We start from the raw sequence: 24341 nt of genomic DNA on the forward strand, positions 1-24341 counted from the left end.
TAGGGCGAGTACCCAGCAACTCGACCTCGCGCAGCAGCGCTTCACCGCCATCCTCGCCGCCTGAACGAGCTGACTGCGGTGAGTCCAGCAGATTCCGCTGCTACTCGAAGGCGGCGCGGTCCAGGGTGACGCCGGTGCCGGCTGAGACGGCGTTACGGTATCCGGTCACGCGGATGCGCAAGGTGTGGCTGCCGCGCGGCAGGGTAGGGCTGGTCCACACGAGGACGTCGCCGGCCTTGGTCGTACCGTGAAGGTCTATCAGGGTTTCGGGTCCGCCGTCGACCGATACGGCGGCGACGCCGTGGTGGGCCGCGATGACCCCGTAGTAGCTGACCCGGACGCCGGTGAAGGTCAGCGTGGCGGTCCGGCCGGCGACGGCACTCCAGCTCTGCGAACGGCCGTGGTACGCCACCGGCGGCGTGAGCTCGTCGCAGTTCGTGCAGTGGGTCCACCCGTCGCTGTAGGTCCATCCGCCGACGCCCGTGACGGCGTCGTCGACCACGGTGGAGACGTTCTTGGCGCGCATGTCCGCCGCCGCGCTGGCGAACACCGGGTACGCCGGGTCGGTCGAGCCGTTGATGCCGAATCCTTCGCCGTTGTCCGCCGGCCAGACGAACGTACCCGGATCGGCCGTGTCGTCCTGCGGGTGCGGCCGCGTCGGTTGCGGCTTCACCTTGCCCTCCAGCCGCCAGTACAACCAGCCGGCACAGTCGTCGTTCGCCTGCACCGCTGCCAGCCAGGTTCGGTACAGCTCCGCCCGGCTCTCCCGGGCGGCCTCGGTCGTCGCCGGGTACGCGAACTCCTGCAACAGCACCGGCTTCCCCGCCCGGCGCGCCGAAGCGCAATGCCGCTCGATCAGGTCGGTGACGTCCGCGGGCGGCACGTTGTGGTAGGTCGGATAGACGTGCCACGTCTGGAAGTCGACGGCGGGGACCGCCGCCGGCTCGGTGTCCGGGTCGCTGCCCGCCCGCCCGTCGTAGAAGCCCTCGCTGCCGCTGCCCACCAGTTGACGTGCGCCCTGGGCCTTCAGGTGCGAGGCCATCTCCTGCATCCAGCTCTGGGCGAGCGCGACGGAGCTGACCTCCGGCTCGTTCATGAGGTCCCACGCGAAGATCGTCGGATCGTCCTTGTAACGGATGCCGGTCAGCGGGTTCACCCGGTTGAGGACGTGCGCCGTCCAGTCTCGGTAGAACTGCTTGGCCCGCGGATCCTGGTAGAAGAAGGTGTACCGCCGCGGATCGGCGGCCGCGTCGTAACCGTCGAGATACCAGGCGTTGACCTGCTGCGAACCGCCCGCCCACTGCCAGAAGTCGAGCATGGCGATGTTGAGTCGCAGCCCCAGCCGGCCCGCCTTGAAAATCACGTAGTCCCACCGGCCCAGGCCGTCGGTCGCGCTGTCGTTGAAGGCGTACGTGCTCCGCGCGGGATCCCAGTAGGCCAGATAGGTGCCGTGGACGCCCATGTTGGACGAGTCGGCGGTGCTCGCCGGATTCCACACGTGCCGCTTCGTCGTGCCGTCCGGTGAGCCCTTCACCGAGTGCAGAATGCCGCGGACGACGTTGTACCCCGACCCGGCGGCCGATTCCAGCACCGAGTCGACCTCGGCGCGGGTGCCCCAGCCGAGATAGTGGTTGTTCGTCCCGGCGACGTAGAACGACCGGCCGTCGAGCACGAACCTGGTCCCCTCGGCCCGGACGTACGGCGTCTCGGCCCCGGCGGCGTTCACCGGCGCCCCCAGGCCCGCCAGCATGAACAGCAGCAGCGCAGCCACGACCGGGACCCGGCCCCGTCCGGCGATACCCATAACGTGCTCCCCGCGTCGTGCGCCGCCGCGACCCGGGCCAGCACCCGAAGGCGACGATCCCGCTCGCACACCACCCGGCACAATCCCGACGGCCGCAACCGGCCACGGTCGGCCAACGGAGATCCGCCATTGACGGCGCGTCGGCGTTCAGGCGCGGGCACTCCGCATCGCTTCCACCAACACCGGGCCCATGAGTTCGTGGGCGAGCGGCGGAACCTCCTCGGGACGGAACCAACGGATCTCGTCATGTTCCTCGGGAGCGACGTTGGTCGGTGTCCCCTCCCACTCGCCGACAAGCCAGGCGCTGAAGCGTACGGATTGCTCGCCGTGGCCGGCCTCCAGCCGGCACAGATGAATCGCCGAGATCGTTGCTATCCGCACGCCCAGTTCCTCGTGAAGCTCTCTGGTGAGTGCAGCCAGCTCTGTCTCGCCCGGCTCGATGTGCCCGCCGGGGAGATCCCACACGTCCGGGTAGGCGTGGCGGTCCGGGCTGCGGTGGACGAGGAGGACTCGACCTTCGCGTACCAGCGCCGCGGTAACGATCTCGTGCATGGCTGAGGATTGTGGCAGGACCATCCGACAAGAACGTCGCGACTGAAAGCGGCCGTCCATATGCGAGCGTTGCGTAGCATGGCGGTCACGCATCCTCCGAGGGGAACCGCCGTGGAGATCGAGATCGTCAGCGCCACGATGAGGCCGGCCGAGCTGCGCGCCGCACTCGAGGCCGAGGTCCCGGGCGTGCCCTTCGCCGAGCGGCCGCCGCGCTAACCGCGCTGATCAGCGGAGTGCTCTCGCTCGCGGTCGCCCGTCGGGCCGCCGAGCGCCCGCTGATCGTCCGGGGCCGGTCGGCCAGCATCGAGGTGCCGCCCGGCGCCTCGCCGGAGGACATCGCGAAGCTCGTGGAGCTGGCCCGGGACCTGGACGAGCCGGTGCTCGAGCTGCCATGACCGGGTGGGGCGCGTGGCCCCCCGAGGACGCCGCCGGGACGTACGGCCCGCTCCTCGGCGTGCTGCTGCTGGCACCGTCCCGGCAGGACCCCAGGCCGTTGCTGCAGATCATCGACCTGCTGGAGGCGGAGGGCAACGCGCTCGGTCTCGAGATCGTCGCCGACCGGATCAGCGCGGAGGCGCACGACGAGTTCCTCGACACCGACGCCTCCACCGTGCTCGTGCAGCTCGCCGTGCAGTTGTACGGCCGGGCGAGCGCGATCGCGTCCCCGTCCAATGGTCAATGATCATCTTCATGAGCCGCCGGCTGGCTCGTCATCATTCGACCTGAGCTGGTTCCCAGACAGGCACTGAGCCAGCCAGCACGTTGTCGGCATCCTCACCTGCCGAGACCAAACGCACGTCCCGTGACCAGCACTCGTCACCTCGCGTAGCAGTCGACTCAGCCGCCCAGCCGATCCCGGCCCGCCTCGACCGGAGACGCCACAGCACTGCGACTGAGGGACCTGCCTGCGACCAACACGGTGGCGACGGCGGCTGCGATCCAGACGCTCCACCGCACCGGTTCCGCCATCAGGCCCGCCGTCCGTGGCGGCAGGACGGCCATCTGCAAGGCCGCGCCCGCGGGGACGACAAGCGCGGCCACCACCCCGGCCCGACCGGGTAGCCCGATCGCAGCGCCGACGACACCGAGCGGCGGACCGAGCACCACGCCGGCGATCAACCAGAGCCGAGGCTCCACGCCCCACCAGGCGCCGCCGTGGAACAGCACGTCCGCGCCGTAGTAGGAAGTGGTGGCGAAACCCAGCGCGAGACCACCCGCCAGAGCGCCGCGCAGCATCCCTACCGCCGGCCGCACGCGCCGGCTCACCCACCAGCCCGCCAGCACGGCCGTCGCCGCCCACGCCCATCCGGCATCCAGGATCAGACCGGCGAACTCCGCGGCCTGCGACCAGTTACCACGCTCAGCACTCGCAGTACCGAACTCGCCCAGCATCACCGGCACCTGATTGACAACTGAGTCGCCGACGCCCAAGAACATCCCCACGACCGGGCCTACCATCCACCACATCCGCCCGCTGCACAGCATCACGCGATCATGGTGCCGGACCCGCCCTGACGGCGTCGCCCCACAGACGACGCCCGAGCCTGATCAAAATTGGGGAACGAAACTAGCCGCTCCGTGCACGCTGACCACGGTCGCGATCGTCGCGTAACGTAGCCAGGCCTCTGGGTGCAGGCGTCCGCTCCTGCCGAGAGTAGTGCACTCCATCAGTGGCCCGGTCAACATGTTCTCTCCCCTCGATGTGGGCATTAGGCCCTTCACCAGGGTTGATTGAACCCACCTGTTGCCGGCGCGGCTGCCGCGAGCGTGGTCAGCGGTTGGTCTGGATCTTCATCCCGCCGAGCATCACGTTCCCGATGTGGTCGCCGCCGAGCAGTCCGTGCGGCTGGCCGGGATCGATCGCACTGACCTCGCCGAGGCGGGCCAGCTGCGCAGCGGTGAGGTCCACCGTCAGGGCGGCCAGGTTGTCCTCCAGTTGCGCAGGGGTACGGGCGCCGATGATCGGGGCGGTCACGTTCGGGTTACGCAGGAGCCAGGCCAACCCGGCCTGCGCGGGGGTGCAGCCCAGCTCGGCGGCGACCTCCTTCAGGACGTCCACGATGTCGAGGTTGCGTTCGGTGACGGTGCCGAGCGCGGTGAAGTTGAACCCCTTGCGGGTGCCGTCGCCGGGGGCCACTCCGGCCACGTCGGCGCGGCTGTACTTGCCGGCCAGCAGCCCGCCCGCTAGCGGGGAGTAGGGGATCACGGCCAGCCCCATCTCTCGGGCCATGGGGATCAGGTCACGTTCGCCCGTACGCTCGAGAAGGTTGTACTCGAGCTGCAGCGCGACCAGCGGTGACCAGCCGCGTAGGTCAGCGATCGTCTGCATGCGCGAGATCTGCCAGGCCGGGGTGTTGGAGATCGCCACGTGCAGGACCTTGCCCTGCCGGACCAGATCGTCCAGGCCGCGCAGGATCTCCTCGACCGGCGTGGTGAAGTCCCACACGTGCAGATAGAGCAGGTCCAGATAGTCCGTGCCCAGCCGCTGCAGGCTCGTGTGCACCGAGGCGAGCAGGTTCTTGCGCGAGCCACCCGTGGAGTTCGGGTCGCCGGGCCGGCGCAGCGTCGAGTATTTCGTCGCCAGCACCAGGCTCTCCCGGCGGTCGCGGGCGAACTCGCCCAGCAGGCTTTCCGCGCTGCCGTAGCCCACCGCGGTGTCGAGAAAGTTGCCACCGAGGTCGACGTAGCGATCGAACAGCCGACGCGCATCATCCTTCTCGGCGCCCCAGCCCGTCTCGGTGCCGAAGGTCGCGGTGCCCAGCGCCAGTGGAGAAACCCGCAGACCGGAACGGCCCAGCAGGCGGTAGTTGTCGAGGGTGACCGACATGTTTGTTCTCCTGAAACTCGTGCGGTTGTCGGCAGAAGTCTGCGACCGCCACCAGCCGGAGATAAGGGAGAGAACTTCCTGGGAAAGCCGGTCCTACCCGCGCGCTAGCATCAACCTCGATGAGCGACACTCTTGATCCGGCCCGCGAGCTGGGCGCGTTCCTGCGGACCCGGCGCGAACGCCTCGACCCGCACGACTTCGGGCTTCCGGGGCGCCGGCAGTCCCGCCGGACCCCGGGCCTGCGCCGCGAAGAAGTCGCCGAACTGGCCGGGGTCAGCATCGACTACGTCGTACGGCTGGAGCAGGGCCGCGGGCTGCACCCCTCCGCGAACGTGGTGGAGGCCCTGGCCCGGGCACTTCGGCTGGCCCCCGACGAGCGCGCCTACTTCTTCGACCTGGCCCGCCACCGCTCCCGCCCAGCCAGCGAGCCCGCCACCGCCGCCACGGCGCCGCTGGCCCGGCTGGTGGCCGACCTGTCGCCGCTGCCCGCCATGCTGATCAACCACCGCTTCGACATCCTCGCTTGGAATCCCGAGATGGCGCGCCTCCAGCTGGACTTCGACACCCGGCTCCCGCCCGCCCGGCACAATTCGGCGTGGCTGTGCCTGATGCGCCCGGAGATGCGCGACTACTACCTCGACCGCGACCAGGTCGTCCGCGAAGGCGTCGCCCACGTGCGCGCCGCCTGGGCCGCGCACCCACAGGACCGGGCGCTCGCCGACCTGATAGCCGAGTTCAGTACCGACGAGAACTTCGCACGGGTGTGGGCCGAGGGCGACGTCAAATCGAACGGCCGCGGCAGCAAGACCATGCGGCACCCCGAGGTCGGCACGTTCTCCGTTCAATTCGAGACGCTCACACCACTGGGCGACCAGGACCAGCGCCTGGTGATCTGCCGCCCCGCGGACGACGCGAGCCGGGCGGCGCTGGACCAGATGTCCGCGACCACCGCCGCTTAGGTTCCGTCTTACCAATCTTGCCCATCGCGGACGGCGCACGGACCGGGGGCGCTAGAACCTCGCTCGAATTTGGCGCAACAGAGTATGAGGGCGGCGAAGGACTTGGCGGTGCGCACTGATGTGCCGCAGATAACGCGCGGTCGGGGCTCGTCGCTATCGGCACCGGCTCTTTCGCCGGTACTTCCCGCAGTTGCCCTTGGTGACGTAGCGAGTTGCTCCGCAGTGACGCCGGGCCGGGTGGAGGTTTGCCGGCGAGCTTACTCGCGTAGTGCGGTCTCGTAGGCCGAGCGAAGGTCGTCGGCCGCTCGCGGAGCGTGAGGATCCGGCCGAGGGGCGCCGAGGTGCAGGTAGCGCAGATCGTCCATGAAACGAGCGAGCAGTTCCTGGCCGCCGTCGCGTAGCAGCTCGGCACGAACCCGCAGGCGACGTTCGCCGCTGCGGTGCGCGAGGCCCCACGAGCCGAGCGCTGCCATGATCGGCAACGTTTGGATGCCGGCCTCGGTGAGCGAGTAGGCCGCCCGTTGCCCGCGCCGGGCCTCCTGCCGCGTGAGCAGGCCCGCATCCGAGAGCCGCCGCAAGCGGCTGCTGAGGATGTTCGGGGCGATGCCTTCCTCGCTGCCGACGAGCAGTTCGCGGAAGTGACGCCGGTCGCCGAACATGATGTCGCGCAGCACGAGCATCGCCCACGGGTCACCCAGAACCTCGACCGCCTGATTGATCGGGCAGCCCGAGCGTGGCGCGGAATCCATCGACATCCTCCTCGTGCAAGTGATTGCAGATTACTATCACTTTCTTTAGGGTGGCGGCTAGCAGTAGCAGACCACTGTCCCTTGGAGGGCTGATGCCAGGCCGGTTCGTGTACTGGATGAACGTGTCCCTCGACCTGAGGATCGAGCACGCCGAGGGCGAGCAGGGCGGCGGATCATGGATGCGGATCGGCGAGCCCCTGCACCACGAGTTCAACTCACGGGCGCGAGCGCTGTCCCTCATGGTCCAGGGACGCACCATCTACGAGACGATGGAGGGATTCTGGCCGAAGGCGCGCGACGACGCCTCGTTGCCCGGCTTCCTTCGCGAGTACGGCCGGATCTGGACCTCGATGCCGAAGGTGCTGGTGTCGCGGACGCGCGTCAGCGCCGAGCACAACACGCGGGTGATCAATGCCGACGACGCCGTCGGCGCCCTCGCGGACCTGCGCGCGCAGACCGAAGGCGACATCGGCGTCGGGGGTGCCACGCTGGCTACCGCGCTGCTCCGGGCCGGGCTGCTGGATGAGCTGCTGCTCTTCACCCACCCCGTGATCCTCGGCGCCGGCCGGCCGCTGTTCGACAGCCACGACGAGCCGCTGGAGCTGGACCTGCTCGAGCAGGCGCGCTTCGACCAAGGCGTCGCGCTCCACCGATACGCCGTCCGGAAGGTGCGTGCATGACCACGAGCACCGGACTTGCCGTGTTGACCTGGCCACTGCACACCGACCGTCTGACGTTGCGGCCGGCAACCTCGGACGACGCCGACGCCACCTGGCGGTTCCGCCGCCGCGAGGACGTGAGCCGCTGGATCACCCGCGCTCCTGCCACCCCGGACGAGCACCGAACCTGGTTCCGGGCCCCGGACAGTCTGGCCAGGACCCTCGTGATCGAGCGCAGCGGTACGGTCATCGGCGACCTCATGGTGAAGATCGAGGACGCCTGGGCCCAGGCCGAGATCGCCGAACGCGCCCGCAGCGTGCAAGCGGAGCTGGGATGGGTGCTGCACCCGGAGCACGCCGGCCACGGATACGCCACCGAAGCCGTCCGGGAGCTGCTCCGGCTCTGCTTCAAGGATCTCGGACTGCGCCGCGTGACGGCCACCTGCTTCGCCGCCAACGAGGCATCGTGGCGACTCATGGAACGCATCGGGATGCGCCGCGAGTTCTACACCGTCCGGGACTCCCTGCACCGATCCGGCGAGTGGCTCGACTGCGTCGGCTATGCCCTGCTCTCCGACGAGTGGAACGGTTCGGCATAGCCTGCGGGCCGTGCGTCATGATCCGGCGCGCCTCGTGCAGATTCTCCGTACCGCGCCGGCAGTCCGCGGAGGGTGGCACCCAAACTCGCGAACATCGAGATCGGTGAGATCGTGTGGCCGAAACTCATCCGACCTTTGGTTCCAGACTCAAGAACAAGGCCACGGCTGCTGGTCGCGACAGCCATCATTGGTCCCTGGTCGCGACGGATGGCGGGACACAGGCTCCGCGTTGGTTGCTCCGTGGTTGCACGCAAGTTCCCGCGGCCGCTCACGCCGCGGCGAAAGCCCTCACCAGAGCGACGAACACCAACCCCTGCCCAACAGGTCCATCGCTGGGTTTGCAGCCCCATGAGCAGGGCAAACGCCGACGCGCCAGGGACAGGGCTCTTGTCATCAAGCCTGGGCAGGTACCCTGATCGACGCGGGCTGCTAGCTCAATGGCAGAGCTGTGGACTTTTAATCGTCGTTGCGGGCAGAAACTGCTTACGCGACACGGCTTACGAGCTGCACAAACCCTCAATTGCTATATCCAATCCGGATGTCGTCTGCTCCGTGGCTGCTCCATTGAGGGCCGGATGTCACGACCCGACCGCGGACCTACCTGGAACGCGTCGGATTTCGCATCCTGCGGCTTTCACAACGAGCGTTACGCAGCTACTTCGGCGGCAGACCCGTGGGCGTCGCCGCGTCCTTCGTCGGTCCGCTTCCATCCACCGTCCCGGCTGACAGCCTCTCGCTGATCATCCGAGGATCGGTGACCGTTCACCCACGACCGGACCACGGTGCGCTCCTTGTGATGTCGGGGCTTCGCGAAACCTCATGGTTGCCGTTTGGGTATCCATGGATCACCGACGTCGAGATCGTCGAACGGGGGTCGGTCAGCCGTCCCTCAGCGCTGTCTACATTCGTAGCGATGTTCAGGCCGAGCATTCGGGATCGACAGTTGGTGATCGAAGCACGTATTGTCCGGGCGGCATTCATGATCACGGGGGTTCGGGCACCATGGGAAAGCTTCGTCTCACCACGGCGGCCGCGCTGGCCGTTTCGCTGACCATGGGGGCGACGCCGGCGTTCGCCGCCGCTGATCCGCCGGTTGACGCCGGCGCACCGGTCGTAACCTCGACGGGCCTGGTGGAGGGTCAGCTCGTCGGCCAGAGCCAGCGGCTGTATCCGAGCTGGACCGACGACATCGGCGTGACCAGGGTCGAGGTTGTTCTCAACGGCGCGGTTCTGCGCAGCTATGTGTCCGGGCAGTGGGATCAGGGCGTGTATCTTCCGGTGCCGGCGCGGCTGCATGACACCGACGCCGAAGTCGCCATCCGGGCGTTCGACGCGGCGGGCAACCACGGCGAGGCGACCAGCCGGGTCCACGTGGACACCGAGGGCCCGAAGGCCACGCTGACGCCACCGTTCGAGTCCATCGTCGGCGGCGTGGTCACCTTCACCGCGATCGACACGTCGAGCGATCTCGTCCAGGTGTCGCTGTACGACCACGCGGTTCCTGGCGAGGCGGCGAGGGCGACTGCCGCTCCATGGACGCTCACCTGGAACACGGCCGGGCGTAGCGGGGTCGCGTACGTACATTTCCAGCTCACCGACAAGGTCGGCAACGTCTCGTTCGCGTACGGCTTCTACGGCCTCGACAACACCGGCCCGACCATCACCGGCCTGCGATTCCCGCAGCAAGCCGACCACACGGTGGTCGATGGCCGCGTCAGCGGCCGAAGCCGCCTGGCCGCCTCGATAGACAGCATCTCGCCGCTGGACCGGGTCGAGTGGTGGGTCGACGGGACGCTGCGCTCGACCTATCCCGTGCCCTCGTCCGGGTCCAGTGCCGAACCGTACTTCGACTGGGACACCGGCAAGGCGAACGGCACGGCCGTGCTGGAGGTCCGCGCTTTCGACGTCCTGGGGCACCGGGCGATCCTTACGCGCAGCATCGTCATCGACAACACCGGCCCGGTGATCACGTCGATCACCCCCGGCCACCGTGCCCTGGTCCGAGGCAGCGAGTTCCGGAGCACCGTCAAAGGCACCGACCCGTCCGGGATCCGTCAGGCGTACCTGCAGAACGCCTCTAGCGTGACCAAGGCGCCGTTCACCGTGACCGCCTCTGCCGGTAAGGACGGGACCCGCACGCTGACCTGGACCCTCACCGACCGGCTCGGTAACCGCAGCACGGCGAAACGCGCTGTCATCGTCGATAACACCAGGCCAGCGGTGAGGATCACCAAGGCCCCCGGCAACGGCGCGAAGGTCACCAAGACAGTGAAGCTGACCGTGTCCGCCACCGACCGCAACGGCATTAACCGCGTCGAGCTGCTGGTCAACGGCAAAGTCGTCGCCAAGGACACCAAGGCGGCCTTCACCTTCTCGGTCAACCCGAAGAAGTACGGCAAGAAGATCAAGGTCAAGGTCCGCGGGTACGACAAGGCCGGCAACGTCACCACGACCGCCACCCGCACCTGGCGACGCTGAACACGGCTCCGGCGGCGAGCGCCGAAAGGGTACGACCACGTAAGCCTCGGTCGCACCAAACGACCGAAGGTTTTGGCAGGTGAGCGACCGCACGCCCAGCCTGACCAACCGTTGACGGCCGGTCGAGCGACTCGGCCAGTGACCAATGTGGTCACACTGCGCTGTGAGGCAGTGACGAAGGGTCTTGCGGACGATAGTCGGCGCTCGATATCGTACGGGCGGCGGTGATCTTGCTGAGGCGTTCGAGTCCTTGGGAGCGCCGCCAATCTCACGGGGGATTTGATGATGCACGGCATGCGGCCGGTGGGCCGCCGTTTTGCCCTGTCCGAGATCAGTCTGGTGCGTGCGCTGACGGTCTCGGCGGCCGCGATGATCACAGCGGTGGCCGCGGGGGCTGTCGTTGTCTCGTCTCCCTCGGTGGCAGCGGTGCCGGTCACCGGCGCGGCGCCGGTTCCGACCGAGGCTCATGACGAGGCCGCTGCCATGCATCTCGCGTGGAAGAGCCGCCGGCAGGTTGAGATTCTCGGCGAGCGGACCGAGTCGTCGGAGACGTTCGCGCAACCCGACGGGACTCTCCGAACGAAGACGTACGCTTCACCGATTCGCGTGCGCCGCGGCTCCGACTGGGTTGCAGTCAACACCGACCTCAAGGTCGCCGACGGTGCTGTAGTGCCCGAGGCGACAACGCTGGATGTCAGGTTCTCCAACGGTGGTGACGGCCCGCTGTTGACGGTGGTGCGCGATGGGCGGTCGATGGCCATGTCATGGCCCGGCACCTTGCGCCCTCCGAAGTTGGACGGCGACACCGCGACTTACTCGGAGGTGCTGCCGGGCGTCGACCTGCAGCTGACTGCTCACGTTGATTCGTTCAGCGAGGTTCTGCTCGTCAAGACGCGTACCGCAGCGGAGAACACCGAACTGCGACAGCTCCGCTTCGACCTCGCCACCCGAGGCGTTGTTGTGAAACGTGACGTCGACGGGTTCATCCGGGCCGAGACACCATCGGGCGAGCCAGTCTTCGTTTCCGACGGGGCGCGGATGTGGGACAAGCCGCAAATGCTGGGCACCGCGGTCTCCCAGCGGACGCTCGGTGCTGATTCGCCCGTGGCAGTTCTTCCTCAGGATCCGGAGTCGCGTCGGGTCGAGGACCTGCCGGTGCATCTGGACGGCACCTCGCTGACGGTCGTGCCGTCGCAGCAGATGCTGACCGACCCGGCCACGGTGTATCCGGTGTCGATCGATCCCGGGTTCAACGGTGGCAAGGAGATCTGGACGCACGTCAGCCGCAAGAACCCCACGAAGTCCTACTGGAGCGACAAGTCGACACGTGGCGACATGCGCGTGGGTCAGCTGTGGCAGGGTTCCTCGGACGACGACTGGCGCACGATCGTGCAGTTCGACGTAGCGAAGCTCAAGGGCTCTCAGATCAAGAGAGCGGCTGTGCTGGTCAACGTCCGGCACAGCGCCAACTGTTCACCGTCGCCGTTCCAGCTTTGGCGCACCAACCGGGTCGACAAGTCGGCGTCGGTGACGTGGAACAGCACCAAGAACAAGTGGTGGAAATCGCTGGGCCAGGTCAACGCCACGGCGAACAAGAGCGCCTGCCCGAAAGGCAACGACGAGGTCCGGTTCGCCCAGACAGCGGTCAGTGACGCCTTCCAGGATGCGACGGCGAACAACACCATCACGCTGGCGTTCCGGGCCAAAAGCGAGTCCGACGACTACCAGTGGAAGAAGCTGATACCGGACTCGGCGTACCTCGACATCTTCTACAACAACACGCCCGGCAAACCGACCAGCCTGGCCTTCAGCCCCTGCTATGTCGCGTGCGGCAGCGGCACCGCCGTGACCTCCAGCAAGCGGCCGGCGCTGAGCATGAAGGCGACGGATCCCAACAGCGGCAAGCTGACGTACATGTACGAGGTCTACGCCGCCAACAAGACCACACGGGTTGCTGGGTCCGACAAGACCGTGACCGGTGTGGCCAGTGGCAGCCAGCGCTCGTGGACGTTGAAGTCCGACCTGAAGGACGGGCAGTACTACTGGCGCGGCAAGGCCTGCGATGCCTACCTCTGCGGCTCGTACTCCGATTGGTTCGGGTTCAAGGTCGACACCATGAATCCGAAGAACCCGATCGTGACCAGCGCGGACTACTCCCCGACAGAATGGAGAGGCGGCCCGGGAATTCCCGGCAAGTTCGTCTTTAGCCCTGGCAGCACCAACGACGGTGTGCGGACGTACACATATTCGATCAACGGTGCCAAGGAAGAGCAGGTCTCGCCGCCGAGCAGTGGGGTGCTGGAGCGCAACCTGGTCCCGACCCGGGACTTCGTCAACACCCTGACGGTCAAGGCGATCGACACCGCGGGGAACCTGTCCGGAGTCGCTCACTACTTGTTCAAGGTCCGTCCCGTGGGCGAGTCCTGGTACTGGTCGCTCGACGAGAAGACCGGAACGACAGCCGCTTCAGCGCCTGAGAATAACCGCCCCGCCATGGTCTCCGGCACGAATGTGGCATGGTCCGAATCCGGTAAGTGGGGTGCCTCGGCCCTGAGGGTTACCGGCACCGGCGAACTCGTCACCTCCGCGCCGGCGTTCGACACCCGTTCCCTTTCGGGCTTCACCGTCGCTGCGTGGGCGCGCCTACCAGCGCCGCCTACCGCTGATGGTGACTCCGACGCCGATCCCGGCACTGAGCCAACCGAACCTGAGCCCGGTACCGGTGACGACCCCGACGAGGAACAGACTCCGCCGGACGATGAGCAGACCGACGAGCCCTCGGCGCTGCCGGCCGGCAACCACGCCGTGGTGTCTCAGGACGGGCAGAACACGTCGATGTTCAAGCTCGGCTACCGCACGGACCTGGACGTGGACAGCGACGGCGTGAAGGACCGCGCCTGGTGCTTCACAGTCGCGGCCACCGACACGGCCGGTGCCGCCACCACAAACGCATGCACCTCCAGTTACGTCGAGGCAGGCGCCTGGGTGCATCTGGTCGGCATCGTCAACCCGATCACCAACCGAATCCAGCTGTACGTCAACGGCACACCGGCCACCGACGGGGTACTGGCCGAACAAACAGGTACGGCGACCTGGGAGGCGACCGGGAAGTTCGCGATCGGCCGGGGTTGGATTCTCTCGCCCGGCGAACGGTGGGCCGGCGAGATCGACGAGGTACACCTCACTCCGCGAGTCTGGGAAGAGCAGGAGATCTACCGAATGTCGCGGCCGGAAGAAACCCCTGAAGCCTGATCGGCGCCAGCTCTCTCGCAGGACTAGCTGCCCAGCACGTTGACGTATCCGAAGAGTCAGCCGGCCATGGTCGGCGCACGGGGGACTGCCGCATCGGCGGCTGACAGGAGACTGGTGTGACGGCCAACGCCGCTATTTCGGGTGCTTCTCGGCAGGTCAAGCGCAGAGGCGCACGGCTGCTGCGCGTACTGCTCGTCCTGCCGCTGGTGGTGGGCGTTATCGGGCAACTCCCGGCCGCTCCAGCGGTCGCGGCAGCAGTAACAGCGGTCAAGCCGACCGATGTCAAAGGCATCAAGGTGACACCCGTGGTGGCGAAGCCTCTGCCCGAGTACACCGCGGAGGATCGAGAGCTCACCGAGGCGGACCTGCCGCCGGACCCCGAGGTCCCGGCGGATGAACAACTGGTCGACCTCAGCGGGCAGTCCACGACGCGGGTGAAGGCAGGGGCACTTCCGGTCACGGTCGCGCCGGTGGCCAAGCTCGCTGCATCGCAGAACGCTGCGGCACGCGATGCCGGCAGCGCGGTACGCAAGGTGCGGGTCAGCACCCTGGGCCGCGCCGCGACTGAGAAGCTCGGTGTGCAGGGTCTCGTGGTCCGGGTGGCCCGCGCCGACGGTGTGCAGCAGGCCGGGCAGGTTCGGCTGGCCGTCGACTACCGCCCGGTGGCCGGCCTGTTCAGTAGTGATGCGCTGAGCCGTCTTCGACTGGTGCAGCTCTCCGACGGCCGGCCGGTGCCGTCAACTATCGACGCGCGCAAGGCGACGGTCACGGCAACCGTGCCCCTCGCCGCCGCGGGTGGGGCGTCCTCGTTCGCGCTGGCCGCGGCGCCGGAGGGCGAGAACGGCGACTACAAGGCCACCACGCTGACGCCCGCATCGACCTGGCAGGTGTCGCAACAGAACGGTTCGTTCGCCTGGTCGTACCCCATCAAGGCCCCGCCGCCGCCCGGCGGCATGGCCCCCGACCTGGCGCTGAGCTATTCCTCCGCCGCGATCGACGGCCGCACTTCCGGTAACAACACCCAGGGCTCGTGGATCGGCGACGGTTGGTCGCTCGAGCCCGGCTACATCGAGCGCAGCTACCGCTCCTGCGCCGACGACAAGGGCGAGCAGGACGGCAAGGCGGCCAACAACAAGGACGTCTACGGCGACGACCAGTGCTGGTTCAACGACAACGCGACGATGTCGTTCAACGGCGCGTCGACCGAACTGGTCAAGGACGCGGCCACCGACAGTGGACCGGCTGACACCAACGTGCGCTACCACGGTGCGGCCGATGACGGCTCGCGGATCGAGCAGGTCAAGGGGGTGGACAACGGCGACGACGACAAGACCTACTGGCGCGTCACCACCGGCGACGGCACCCAGTACTACTTCGGCCGGGGCACAACCGACGGTGGCAGTTCCTCGGGCGCCGAAACCAACTCGGCCTGGACGGTGCCGGTCTACAGCAACCACCCCGACGAGCCGGGCTACAACAAGGACTTCGCCGAGTCGAGGGTGAAACGCGCCTGGCGGTGGAACCTCGACTACGCCGTCGACCCGAACAAGAACACGATCACCTACTTCTACGGCAAGGAAACCGGCGCCTACGCCCGGGAGGGCGACCAGGACAAGCGCACCACCTACGACCGGTCCGGCTACCTCACCAAGGTCGAGTACGGCAGCCGCAGCGACGCGGGTTCCACCGTCCATCCCGTCAACCGGATCCGGTTCGACACCGTGGACCGGTGTATCGGCACCTGCCGCACCAGCACCGACAAGCCGATCGCCAAGCGGTTCCCGGACACGCCATGGGATCAGTACTGCGACAAGGCGCCGTGCAAGACGCAGTACTCGCCGACGTTCTGGACCAACAGGCGACTGGCGACGATCACGACGGAGGTGTACTCCGGCAGCGGAAGCGCGTACACCCCCGTCGGGACCTACAAGCTCGCGCACGCCTACCTGCAAGCCGGCGGCAACGAGAGCACCCCGATGTGGCTGAAGAGCATCACCCACACCGGCAACGTGACCAGCGCCGGCGGCCCGGCTGTCACCGACCCGGCGGTGGTCTTCAACCCCAACGCCGACGTCATGCCGAACCGGGTGGACACCCCCAACGGCCACTCCAGCCTGTTCCGCAGCCGCGTAGAAACGATCACCACCGAATCCGGCGCGCAGATCGGCATCACCTACTCCAAGCCCGACTGCGACGACATCACCCTGCCCAAACCCTGGGCCAACACCAGGCGCTGCTTCCCGCAGTATTACGCGGCCGAGGGCGAAGACTCCAAGATCGACTGGTTCAACAAGTACGTCGTGACCCGCGTCGACGTCTACGACAACACCGGCGGCTTCGAGCACCAGCAGACCAACTACGACTACCTCGACAGCCCCGCCTGGGCCTACGACAACTCCGAACTGATCAAGCCCAAGCGCCGTACCTGGGGCCAGTTCCGGGGCTACGGCCGCGTCCAGGTCCGCACCGGCCTCGAGTCCGAAGTGCAGTCCAAGACCGAGTACCGCTACTTCCGCGGCCTGGACGGCGATCCGCAGCCGGTCGACGGGGTTCTGCCGCCCAAGGGAACACCACGCGATGTGCAGGTCGAGGACTCTCTCGGTGGGAAGGTGAACGACCACGAGGCGTTCGCCGGCATGCTCCGCGAACAGATCGACTACAACGGCACCAGCTGGGTCGCCGGCACCCTCAACACTCCCGTCGCTGAGGGCCCGACAGCCAAATCCGGGCCGTTGAAGGCGTGGAAGACGCACGTCGAGACCGTCCGCAAGCGCACCAAGCTGTCCACCGGCACCACGCGGTGGACCAAGACCGTGACAAAGGTCAACGACGACAATCTCGTCAGCGAGATCAATGACCTCGGCGACGAATCCGACGCCGGCGACGACCGCTGCACCCGCACCGAGTACACCCGCAACGAACCGGTCTGGATGCTCGACCGGGTCAAGCGCAAAGTCATCGTCGGAGTCGGCTGCGGCACCGCCAGCAAGCCGGAAAATGTGCTCAGTGACATCCGCACCTACTACGACGACGCCGACACCTACGGCGCTGCCCCGACCCGCGGCCTGCCCGTCCGTGTCGACCAGGTCGACCGTTTCGAGGGCAACACACCGGTCCTGGTCACTGCCAGCCTGACCGGATACGACGCCACCGGCCGCGCCACCAAGCAAACCGACGCCCTCAAGCACGTCACCACCACCGACTTCACCCCCGCCATCGGGGGACCGGTCACCCAGACGAAGGTCACCAACGCCCTCAAGCAGACCGCCACCCAGATCTTCAACCCGGCACTGGCCGTACCGGTCAAGGTGATCGACACCAACGGCCTGGTGACCGAATCCAGCTTCGACGGCAACGGCCGCCTGCTCAAGGTGTGGGCACCAGGCCGCGACAGCACGACATTCAAGAACGAACCCTCGGTCAGCTACACCTACCACCTGAGCAAAACCGCGCCCAGCTCGGTCATCATCAAGAACCTGATGCCGTACGGCTCGAAGAACTACCGCACCACCATCTCCCTGTACGACGGGATGCTGCGCCTGCGCCAGACGCAAACGCAGACCCTCGCCGGCGGCCGAGCCATCACCGACACCGTCTACAACGCGCGCGGCCTCGTCGACTGGTCCAGCAGCCCCTACTACGACATCGACAACACCGCACCGGGCACCACACTGGTCACCCCGGTGCGCCGCCCCGAGATCCCGGCACTGACCGCGAACCTCTACGACGGAGCCGGCCGGATCACCGACGCCATCTTCAAAATCAACGGCGACGAGGCCTGGCGCACGCACACCGCCTACGCCGGGGAGAAGACCAACGTCACCCCGCCCCACGGCGGCATCGCCACGACCTCGATCACCGACGCCCGCGGCAACCTGGCCGAGCTACGCCAGTACAAGGACCCGGCGAAGGTCGGCAACGACGACGCGGCGACCTTCGAACGCACCACCTACCGCTACACCAACCGCGACGAACTCGCCTCAGTCACCGGCCCCGGCAACAACACCTGGACCTACCGCTACGACCTGCGCGGCCACAAGATCTACACCGAAGACCCCGACGCCGGTACGTCCACCAGCGGATACGACGCCGCCGGACAGCTGAGCTGGACCAAGGATGCCCGCGGTAAGGCGCTGCACTTCCGCTACGACGACCTCGGCCGCAAAACCTTCGAGCGTCAAGGAACAGAAGACGGTCGCCCGGTCGCTGAATGGGCCTATGACTCACTGCCGAACGGCGTCGGCCGGCTGACCAGCGCGACCCGCTACGAGTACGACCAGGCCGGCAACGCCTCCGCGTACGTCACGGCGACCACCGGCTACGACACCGCGGGCCGCCCGAAGGGCACCTCGGTGACCATCCCGGCCACCGACAGCGGCCTGTGCGTGTCCGGCGAGGCCAATCCGTGCACCTTCACTCAGACCCTGGGCTACCGGCCCAACGGCACGGTCTCGGAGGTCACCACGCCCGCCGTGGCCGGCCTGCCCGCAGAGGCCCTCACGACGCTGTTCAACCCGATCGGCCTGCCCAACGGACTCATCGGTAAGCAGATCTACGCCCAGGGAATCGTTTACAACCAGTTCGACCAGCTGATCGGTCAGAACCTCGGCGAGCACGGCTCCCGCGTCGGACTGACCTACGGCTACGACGACGCCACCGGTCGCAAGCTGTTCTTCAACGCCGTACCCGAACTCAAGAACGACATCTACAAACTCGCCTACCGCTACGACGACGCCGGCACGATCACCGCCATCACCGACACCCCCGACGGCAACCAGCCGGCCGAAACCCAGTGCTACCAGTACGACCACCTCAGGCGGCTCACCGAAGCCTGGTCACAGGCCACCGCCACCTGCCCGACAACCGTCACACCCACCGCCGTGGGAGGACCGGCCTCGTACTGGCGGTCCTACAGCTACGACGCCTCCGGAAACCGTAGGACCGAGGTCACCCACCAGACGACCGACACCACCCGGACCTACAGTTACCCGGCCGCCGGTGGCGCCTCGGGTAGCAAGCCACATGCGGTCACCTCGGTCACCGTTACCGGCGGCAGCACCGCCACTCTGCAGTACGCCTACGACGCGACCGGCAACACACTGTGCCGCCCGGCCGGGACCACGGCCAACGTCTGCAGGGAAGACGGCACGGCCGGAGCCGGAAGCCAGGCACTGACTTGGAACGACTACGGCAAACTCGGCACCAGCACCGACACCACTGGCACGACCAGCTACACCTATGACGCCGACGGCAGCCGGCTCATCCGTCGCGATCCCACCGGCGCCACCCTTTACCTGCCCGGCGGCCTCGAAATCCGCAAGCCGAAGACCGGCCCGGCGGTGGGAACCCGCTACTACAGCCACGCCGGCGCCACTATCGCCGTGCGCACACCGACGTCCCTGACGTGGATGGTCAACGATCACCAGGGAACAGCGACCGCCACGGTCTCCAGCGACGCCGGCCTGACCGTCAACCGCCGCCGCACCGTGCCGTTCGGCGAGGACCGCGGCGCCAAACCCGGCGTCTGGTCGGGCGACAAGGGCTTCGTCGGCGGCACCCGCGACAACACCGGCCTGACCCACCTCGGCGCCCGCGAATACGACCCGGCACTCGGCCGGTTCATCTCCGTCGACCCGATCATGGACCTGACGGACCCGCAGCAATGGAACCCCTACTCCTACGCCAACAACACCCCGATCAGCTTCAGCGACCCGTCGGGGCTTACCCTCGGCTCGGTCGACTGCGCCACCGGCGGCGGGGTCGCCTGCACCGGCAACGAAGGCAGCGGTAGCGGCAGCACCGGCGGGCCCGGCGGCACCAGCGACAAGGACAACGGCGGAGGCACCGGCAACAGCGGGGACAACGGCGGCGGAAGCAGCGGTGGCAACAACGGCGCCGGATCACCCAGTGGCAACGTGGCCCAAGCCGTACCCGCCGTCCAGCAGAAGGAAAAATGCGGCTGGTTCGCACCCGTCTGCAACGGCTGGCAACGCTCCATGGAATGGGTCCACGAAAACCAGGACACACTCGGCCAGATCGCCATCGACCTCGCCCAGATCGAGCTCGGCCTCTTCGCCGCGCAAGGTGGTGCTGCACTGGCTCTTTCCGGTGGTGTAGCGGAGATCGGTTCTTTGGGCACCTTGTCAATCGGTGCAGTACCGGCTGCTGTCCTCGGCGTCAGCATCGCGGCTGGTGGAGGACTAGCTGCAGCGAACGGAGCCAAGAACCTAGGACAACACGTAGACGACCTGCACTGGAACAATCAAGCTGCTGGTGCTGGCTCCGCGGCAGGGAAAAGCGCAAAACCCGCCGGGGCTAAGGTGGTGAACGATGGCGACTTTAAGCACGTCCTGAGTCGCCACCGCGAGGGAGGTGACGAACAAAAACTCGACGACAAGGCGGGCGTATTCACCGGAAAGGAAAAGGACCTTCGCAGGAGGCTTGCGGAAACGGTTGACAGAGGTCGGGGTAGGCCAAATACACCCGATCCGGTCACTAAAGAGCCTCGGTCTGGGACCGTTTACGAGTGGGACTTCGGCGTGCCCGTCGGCCGTGCAGGCAGAGGGAATGGTGGAGGGGAGCATACCCGTATCGCCGTGGTCGTCGACGACGGTAAAATGGTTACCGCGTACCCCTACTAAGGTTTGAAGGCAAGCATGGTGATTGTAGACTTCGTCGTCCCCGACGTCGATTCAGTGTTGGGTCGAAGTTGGGTCAAATCCCTTGAAGGGGAAGCGCGATCGATAAAAGATGTGACGATTCGATACAAGTTGTTCTACTCGCAGGTCGAGTTTTCGATCGACGGCGTGAAATTCCTATCAAAGAGCAGTTTCGTCCCGTTAGTTGACCTTGGTCTCGGGATGTCGGGTGTTGTCGATCGCCTGGCGAGTGATTCTGATGGCGCTCTTGACTTCACAGAGCACGATGAGGTTATAAAGTTCGTCGTCAGCGGTCAGAACGTGGAAGTCGTATCGTCGAAGAATCCGGCTACTACCGCCACTGCGAAAAAGGCAGAGATGATTGACGCTTTGACATCCTTTGTGCGCCGAGCGCACGATTCAGTGGTGACCTTCCATCCGGCGATGTCGGAGAACGCAACAGTGGCTCGCCTGCGTCATGCGGAGTAGTGGCAGCAGAAGATCCTTGAAGCGGCTGCGATCTACCCATGGGCGGCCGCTAGGACATCGGAGGTCGCGCCGCTCCAAACGTGCGCTCCTCTGGCACGCCTTCGTGTCATCCTTAAGGAGCAGGGCCGGTCAAGCCGCAGATATGAATTTGTCGGTGCTTTGATACGTCGGCCGGCGCTTTATCCGTAACCGGCTGCGCCGCCTCAGAAGCCTCCTGCCGGTCGCGGCCGGCCCTCGGCAGATCCGGTCTTCTCAACCGGTCCGCATCGTCCTCACCCGCCGGGCGGCCTTCCGCTCTCCCAGGTGCGTATGAGCGCGAAGGAATGAGGGTGATCCCCTAGGCATCGGGCCACGGCCGAAGCAAGGCTTACATAAGAGCCGTTATCAATCAGATGGCTCGGCCTCTTGCGGTGCCTTGGCCGGCGCAGCCGGGTCTCGTTCAACAGCCGTCAGTGTCTGCTGAGTGCGGACGTTTGGCGTCGTAGCCTCGTCTGGCTCGCTCGGTGCCGTGAGGATGCTGGAGGCAGAGAGCATAAGGCCGATGGTTATGAGTGTCACGGCGGCGCCGATCAGATAGAGGTTCAGCGCGGTTGGAGACATGATGAACGCTGCGGAGCGGGTGCCGATGAAGCCAGAGATGATTGACGCCATGACCGTGGCCACGAACACAGCTAGCGGTGCTCCGACCCGACTGGCTGCGCTGTAGCGGGCGATGACGCGCTGCACCGGAGCTGACAGCGATATGGCGGAAGTAAGCGCTGCGGCAGCGGAAAGCCATAGGCCCAGCGGGGGGACAGCCGCGACGCACGGCTCTCCGTTGAGTGCCGCTCGTGCTGCGACCGTGTCGGACGCGCCTTGAGCGATGAAGTACATCGCCAACGTGGGGATCACCACGACAGTCAGAAAGCGGGCGATCCGGACGGTTGACCGTTCGATGTTTGCGGTGAGCATCAGCAGGCTCACGCCGTGTAGCAACATGACCACAGCAAGACCGAAAACAAGGCCGTTAATTAGCTCAACCGTGGCGGCGCGCGGTCGGGATTCGGCGTTCTCGCCGGCGAGGACCGAATACAACAGCGTGGTGAGCACCAACGCGATGAAGGCAATGAACAGGGTCAACGGCACACCTGCGTTTTGCGTCTTCGCGTGGGCACGCTCCTGCGCTTGGGTGGGCGTCAGAAGTAGCACGAGTGCCGTGAAGGCAAAGCCCGCGAGAACCCCGGTCATCTGGCCGTAATTCTCGGCGATCACTGCAAGATCCACGAGACCCGAACAATCCATGGCGTCGACGGTGAAGGTCGTCGCAACATGCCACAAGACCGCAGGTGCGTTGCACTGGCGACCCACTTGCCACACAGGGCCGCACTGATCCCCTGACCCGTTCCGCGGACGGGCGCGCTACCGGCACTGCGCGCCTCGGACAAACCAAGCGGCCGTCTCGTCGGCGGGCCGCTTGGTGGTGCAGCTTCGCGATGTTGGGCCGACACCGACGTCGTCCACCTGCTGATCGCCAGTTCCGGCTTCGAGTCCACATGCGGTCGCACCCTGTCCGTCGCCAACCTCGTTGGTCTGCTGCGTCACGTCGGAACGACAGGCCGGTGCGGTGGCGGCTCGTACCACGGCAGGACGTCGACCGAACGTCATGCTGCTGCGTAAGCCGAGAAGGGCAGGTCCCTTCGACCTTGCGTGACGATCGGTGAGCAGACCCGTCGGGGTCAGCGGTTCTTGTGGAACGCCTCGACGATGGAGCTGGGGATTCGTCCGCGCTCGGACACTTCGTAGCCGTTCTTGCCGGCCCATTCGCGGATGGCCTGGTTTTGGTCGCGGTTCGACCGGCTCGTGGGGGCGGCGCTGCGGGTGGGGATACGGCTGGTGGTGCTGCGTCCGACGCGGGAGGCGACGTTCAGGTACGGCTCGAGTGCCTTGCGGAGCTTGCCGGCGTTCTTCTCCGAGAGGTCGATGGTGTAGGTGACGCCGTCGAGCCCGAACTCGATGGTGCTGTCGGCTTCGGTGCCGTCGATGTCGTCGGTCAGCAGGGTGACGATCTGTTTTGCCATGTGCGGTCTGCTCCTGTAATCGACATAGGCGCATCCCAAGTATGCCCCGTGTATCAATACGATAGCTGGTGGTGGGAATGTGTCTGTCAGGACGATCGAACGTAGACCCGTGAGGTTGCGGGTATAGTCGGATTCATTCGCCAGCGTAACGGTGGGTGTCTGCCGAAATGCGGCTCGCAGTGGCTAGCGCATCGACGTTTGCCCCGGTGGGCAAAGTCCATTGATGCGAAGTCCCAGCATGGGGCCCGGACGCCGTAGCCTGCACGACGGCGATGAAGCGGCGAACTACCCACATGCCGGCCCTCTGGGGTGACGTATCGGCAGCCGCGGCGACGCTTGCGCTTAGAACTCCTAACGCGATCTCTACGCGGTCCATTTGATCAAGCGGCGCCAGCAGATCATGGCGCAGGCAAGGCTGACGAGACTGTCGTGGATGTCGAGGCGGCGTTCCCAGCGAACGGCGAGCCGGCGGAATTGGTGCAGTAGGGCGAAGGTCTGCTCGACGACGTAGCGCAGCTTGCCCAGGCCCTTGATGTTGGGCGTTTTCGGCTTGGCGATGATCGCTTCGGTGCCGCGTTCGCGGCATGCCTGGCGGAAGGCTTCGCTGCTGTATCCCTTGTCGGCCAGCAGGACCTCGAAGCGGCGCCGGGGCCGGCCGGGGCGCCCGGCGATCGGCGGGTAGCAGTCGAGCAGGTCGAGCGCGCGGCTGATGTCAGGCACGTTCGCGCCGCTGGTCAGCACGTAGATCGGGGTGCCGTTGCCGTCGCAGATCAAGTGGTGCTTGGAGCCGGGTTTACCGCGGTTGACCGGCGACGGGCCGGTGCCAGCGCCCCCTTTTTAGCGTCGATGTGACTGCCGTCCATCGCCGCCCGTGTCCAGTCGATCCGGTTCGCCGCGTTCAGCTTGGCGAGCAGTATCTGGTGCACCTGGTCGAAAACGCCCGCCTCGGTCCAGCGTTCCAGCCTGCGCCAGCAGGTCATCCCGGAGCCGAAGCCGAGTTCCTGGGGTAGATCTTCCCAGCCGATCCCGGTGTGCAGCACGAACAGGATGCCTTGTAGGCAGGACCTGTCCGGGATTGGCTTCGGCCCCGGCGCCTTGGCCGGCCACGGCGGCAGGACCGGCTCGATCAACGCCCACAACTGGTCATCAACATCCCAAGGCCTGGCCATGACCAGCGAACGAGATGGATCTTCATGTCGTGACGCTGATCAACATCGATTCAGCAGATCGTGTTAGGAGCTCTTAGCGGTAGCCGGCTTTACCGCCGAGCCGGTCCTA

17 protein-coding genes are annotated in these 24341 nt (G+C 66.6%); 9 read left to right on the forward strand and 8 right to left on the reverse strand.

Translation table 11 applies throughout. The features are described 5' to 3' along the window. Nucleotides 1-100: 100 nt before the first annotated feature. Complete coding sequence (locus Aau02nite_RS24815; protein WP_212990965.1) at nt 101-1804, reverse strand: glycoside hydrolase 5 family protein; 1704 nt, start codon at nt 1802-1804, stop codon at nt 101-103. 147 nt (nt 1805-1951) lie between these two features. Next, nucleotides 1952-2356 (reverse strand): NUDIX domain-containing protein, encoded by a 405-nt coding sequence (locus Aau02nite_RS24820; RefSeq protein ID WP_212990966.1) that lies wholly within the window; start codon nt 2354-2356, stop codon nt 1952-1954. A 233-nt stretch (nt 2357-2589) separates the two neighbouring features. Between Aau02nite_RS24820 and Aau02nite_RS24825 the strand changes: the two genes are divergently transcribed. Both Aau02nite_RS24825 and Aau02nite_RS24830 read left to right on the forward strand, forming a co-directional pair. After that, a complete protein-coding gene (locus Aau02nite_RS24825) occupies nt 2590-2751 on the forward strand; it encodes a hypothetical protein (RefSeq protein WP_212990967.1) in 162 nt (53 codons plus the stop codon). Continuing rightward, nucleotides 2748-3038, forward strand: coding sequence for a hypothetical protein (locus Aau02nite_RS24830; RefSeq protein ID WP_212990968.1), 291 nt, complete (start codon nt 2748-2750; stop codon nt 3036-3038). The genes Aau02nite_RS24825 and Aau02nite_RS24830 overlap by 4 nt, the downstream gene beginning before the upstream one ends. 155 nt (nt 3039-3193) lie before the next feature. Here Aau02nite_RS24830 and Aau02nite_RS24835 read toward each other — a convergent pair whose 3' ends face one another. Then, on the reverse strand, nt 3194-3844 hold the full coding sequence (locus Aau02nite_RS24835; RefSeq protein ID WP_212990969.1) for a DUF6518 family protein: 651 nt from the start codon (nt 3842-3844) through the stop codon (nt 3194-3196). 283 nt (nt 3845-4127) lie between these two features. Then, nucleotides 4128-5183: an aldo/keto reductase gene (locus Aau02nite_RS24840; RefSeq protein ID WP_212990970.1), complete on the reverse strand. Its 1056-nt coding sequence runs from the start codon at nt 5181-5183 to the stop codon at nt 4128-4130. A gap of 119 nt (nt 5184-5302) precedes the next feature. Between Aau02nite_RS24840 and Aau02nite_RS24845 the strand changes: the two genes are divergently transcribed. Next, on the forward strand, nt 5303-6142 hold the full coding sequence (locus Aau02nite_RS24845; RefSeq protein WP_212990971.1) for a helix-turn-helix transcriptional regulator: 840 nt from the start codon (nt 5303-5305) through the stop codon (nt 6140-6142). A gap of 257 nt (nt 6143-6399) precedes the next feature. Here the strand turns inward: Aau02nite_RS24845 and Aau02nite_RS24850 are convergent, their stop codons facing one another. Beyond that, entirely contained in the window at nt 6400-6897 is a 498-nt protein-coding gene (locus tag Aau02nite_RS24850; protein ID WP_307857953.1) for a winged helix-turn-helix transcriptional regulator, read from the reverse strand. An 86-nt stretch (nt 6898-6983) separates the two neighbouring features. Between Aau02nite_RS24850 and Aau02nite_RS24855 the strand changes: the two genes are divergently transcribed. The 6 genes from Aau02nite_RS24855 to Aau02nite_RS24880 all read left to right on the forward strand — a co-directional run bounded on the left by Aau02nite_RS24855 (nt 6984) and on the right by Aau02nite_RS24880 (nt 21006). Next, on the forward strand, nt 6984-7571 hold the full coding sequence (locus tag Aau02nite_RS24855; RefSeq protein WP_212990973.1) for a dihydrofolate reductase family protein: 588 nt from the start codon (nt 6984-6986) through the stop codon (nt 7569-7571). Then, a complete protein-coding gene (locus Aau02nite_RS24860) occupies nt 7568-8149 on the forward strand; it encodes a GNAT family N-acetyltransferase (RefSeq protein WP_212990974.1) in 582 nt (193 codons plus the stop codon). Before Aau02nite_RS24855 ends, Aau02nite_RS24860 begins: the two co-directional genes overlap by 4 nt. A gap of 1002 nt (nt 8150-9151) precedes the next feature. Then, on the forward strand, nt 9152-10627 hold the full coding sequence (locus Aau02nite_RS24865; protein WP_212990975.1) for an Ig-like domain-containing protein: 1476 nt from the start codon (nt 9152-9154) through the stop codon (nt 10625-10627). Between the two features lie 282 nt (nt 10628-10909). After that, nucleotides 10910-13879 (forward strand): LamG-like jellyroll fold domain-containing protein, encoded by a 2970-nt coding sequence (locus Aau02nite_RS24870; RefSeq protein WP_212990976.1) that lies wholly within the window; start codon nt 10910-10912, stop codon nt 13877-13879. A gap of 305 nt (nt 13880-14184) precedes the next feature. Further along, nucleotides 14185-20520, forward strand: a complete 6336-nt coding sequence (locus tag Aau02nite_RS24875) for an RHS repeat domain-containing protein (protein ID WP_212990977.1) — start codon at nt 14185-14187, stop codon at nt 20518-20520. A 15-nt stretch (nt 20521-20535) separates the two neighbouring features. After that, a complete protein-coding gene (locus Aau02nite_RS24880; protein WP_212990978.1) occupies nt 20536-21006 on the forward strand; it encodes a hypothetical protein in 471 nt (156 codons plus the stop codon). A gap of 384 nt (nt 21007-21390) precedes the next feature. Here Aau02nite_RS24880 and Aau02nite_RS24885 read toward each other — a convergent pair whose 3' ends face one another. The 3 genes from Aau02nite_RS24885 to Aau02nite_RS24895 all read right to left on the reverse strand — a co-directional run bounded on the left by Aau02nite_RS24885 (nt 21391) and on the right by Aau02nite_RS24895 (nt 24232). Continuing rightward, nucleotides 21391-22269, reverse strand: a complete 879-nt coding sequence (locus Aau02nite_RS24885) for a hypothetical protein (protein ID WP_212990979.1) — start codon at nt 22267-22269, stop codon at nt 21391-21393. 452 nt (nt 22270-22721) lie between these two features. Next, nucleotides 22722-23063 carry a histone-like nucleoid-structuring protein Lsr2 gene (locus Aau02nite_RS24890; RefSeq protein ID WP_212990980.1) on the reverse strand — a complete coding sequence of 114 codons (342 nt, stop codon included), beginning with the start codon at nt 23061-23063 and terminating at the stop codon, nt 22722-22724. A 363-nt stretch (nt 23064-23426) separates the two neighbouring features. Next, a protein-coding gene (locus Aau02nite_RS24895; RefSeq protein WP_212990981.1) for an IS5 family transposase occupies nt 23427-24232 on the reverse strand; the annotation gives its coding sequence in 2 pieces (ribosomal slippage) (nt 23427-23902 and nt 23902-24232; 807 coding nt in all). Between the last annotated feature and the right edge of the window lie 109 nt (nt 24233-24341).

The organism is Actinoplanes auranticolor (assembly GCF_018332655.1).
Taxonomy (GTDB): Bacteria; Actinomycetota; Actinomycetes; order Mycobacteriales; family Micromonosporaceae; genus Actinoplanes; species Actinoplanes auranticolor.

What these genes read in the sequence shown, in the direction of transcription:
- Aau02nite_RS24815 (WP_212990965.1), bottom strand. Translation starts at nt 1,804, where the DNA reads ATGGGTATCGCCGGACGGGGCCGGGTCCCGGTCGTGGCTGCGCTGCTG.
- Aau02nite_RS24820 (WP_212990966.1), bottom strand. Translation starts at nt 2,356, where the DNA reads ATGCACGAGATCGTTACCGCGGCGCTGGTACGCGAAGGTCGAGTCCTC.
- Aau02nite_RS24830 (WP_212990968.1), top strand. Translation starts at nt 2,748, where the DNA reads ATGACCGGGTGGGGCGCGTGGCCCCCCGAGGACGCCGCCGGGACGTAC.
- Aau02nite_RS24840 (WP_212990970.1), bottom strand. Translation starts at nt 5,183, where the DNA reads ATGTCGGTCACCCTCGACAACTACCGCCTGCTGGGCCGTTCCGGTCTG.
- Aau02nite_RS24845 (WP_212990971.1), top strand. Translation starts at nt 5,303, where the DNA reads ATGAGCGACACTCTTGATCCGGCCCGCGAGCTGGGCGCGTTCCTGCGG.
- Aau02nite_RS24850 (WP_307857953.1), bottom strand. Translation starts at nt 6,897, where the DNA reads ATGTCGATGGATTCCGCGCCACGCTCGGGCTGCCCGATCAATCAGGCG.
- Aau02nite_RS24855 (WP_212990973.1), top strand. Translation starts at nt 6,984, where the DNA reads ATGCCAGGCCGGTTCGTGTACTGGATGAACGTGTCCCTCGACCTGAGG.
- Aau02nite_RS24860 (WP_212990974.1), top strand. Translation starts at nt 7,568, where the DNA reads ATGACCACGAGCACCGGACTTGCCGTGTTGACCTGGCCACTGCACACC.
- Aau02nite_RS24865 (WP_212990975.1), top strand. Translation starts at nt 9,152, where the DNA reads ATGGGAAAGCTTCGTCTCACCACGGCGGCCGCGCTGGCCGTTTCGCTG.
- Aau02nite_RS24870 (WP_212990976.1), top strand. Translation starts at nt 10,910, where the DNA reads ATGATGCACGGCATGCGGCCGGTGGGCCGCCGTTTTGCCCTGTCCGAG.
- Aau02nite_RS24880 (WP_212990978.1), top strand. Translation starts at nt 20,536, where the DNA reads ATGGTGATTGTAGACTTCGTCGTCCCCGACGTCGATTCAGTGTTGGGT.
- Aau02nite_RS24890 (WP_212990980.1), bottom strand. Translation starts at nt 23,063, where the DNA reads ATGGCAAAACAGATCGTCACCCTGCTGACCGACGACATCGACGGCACC.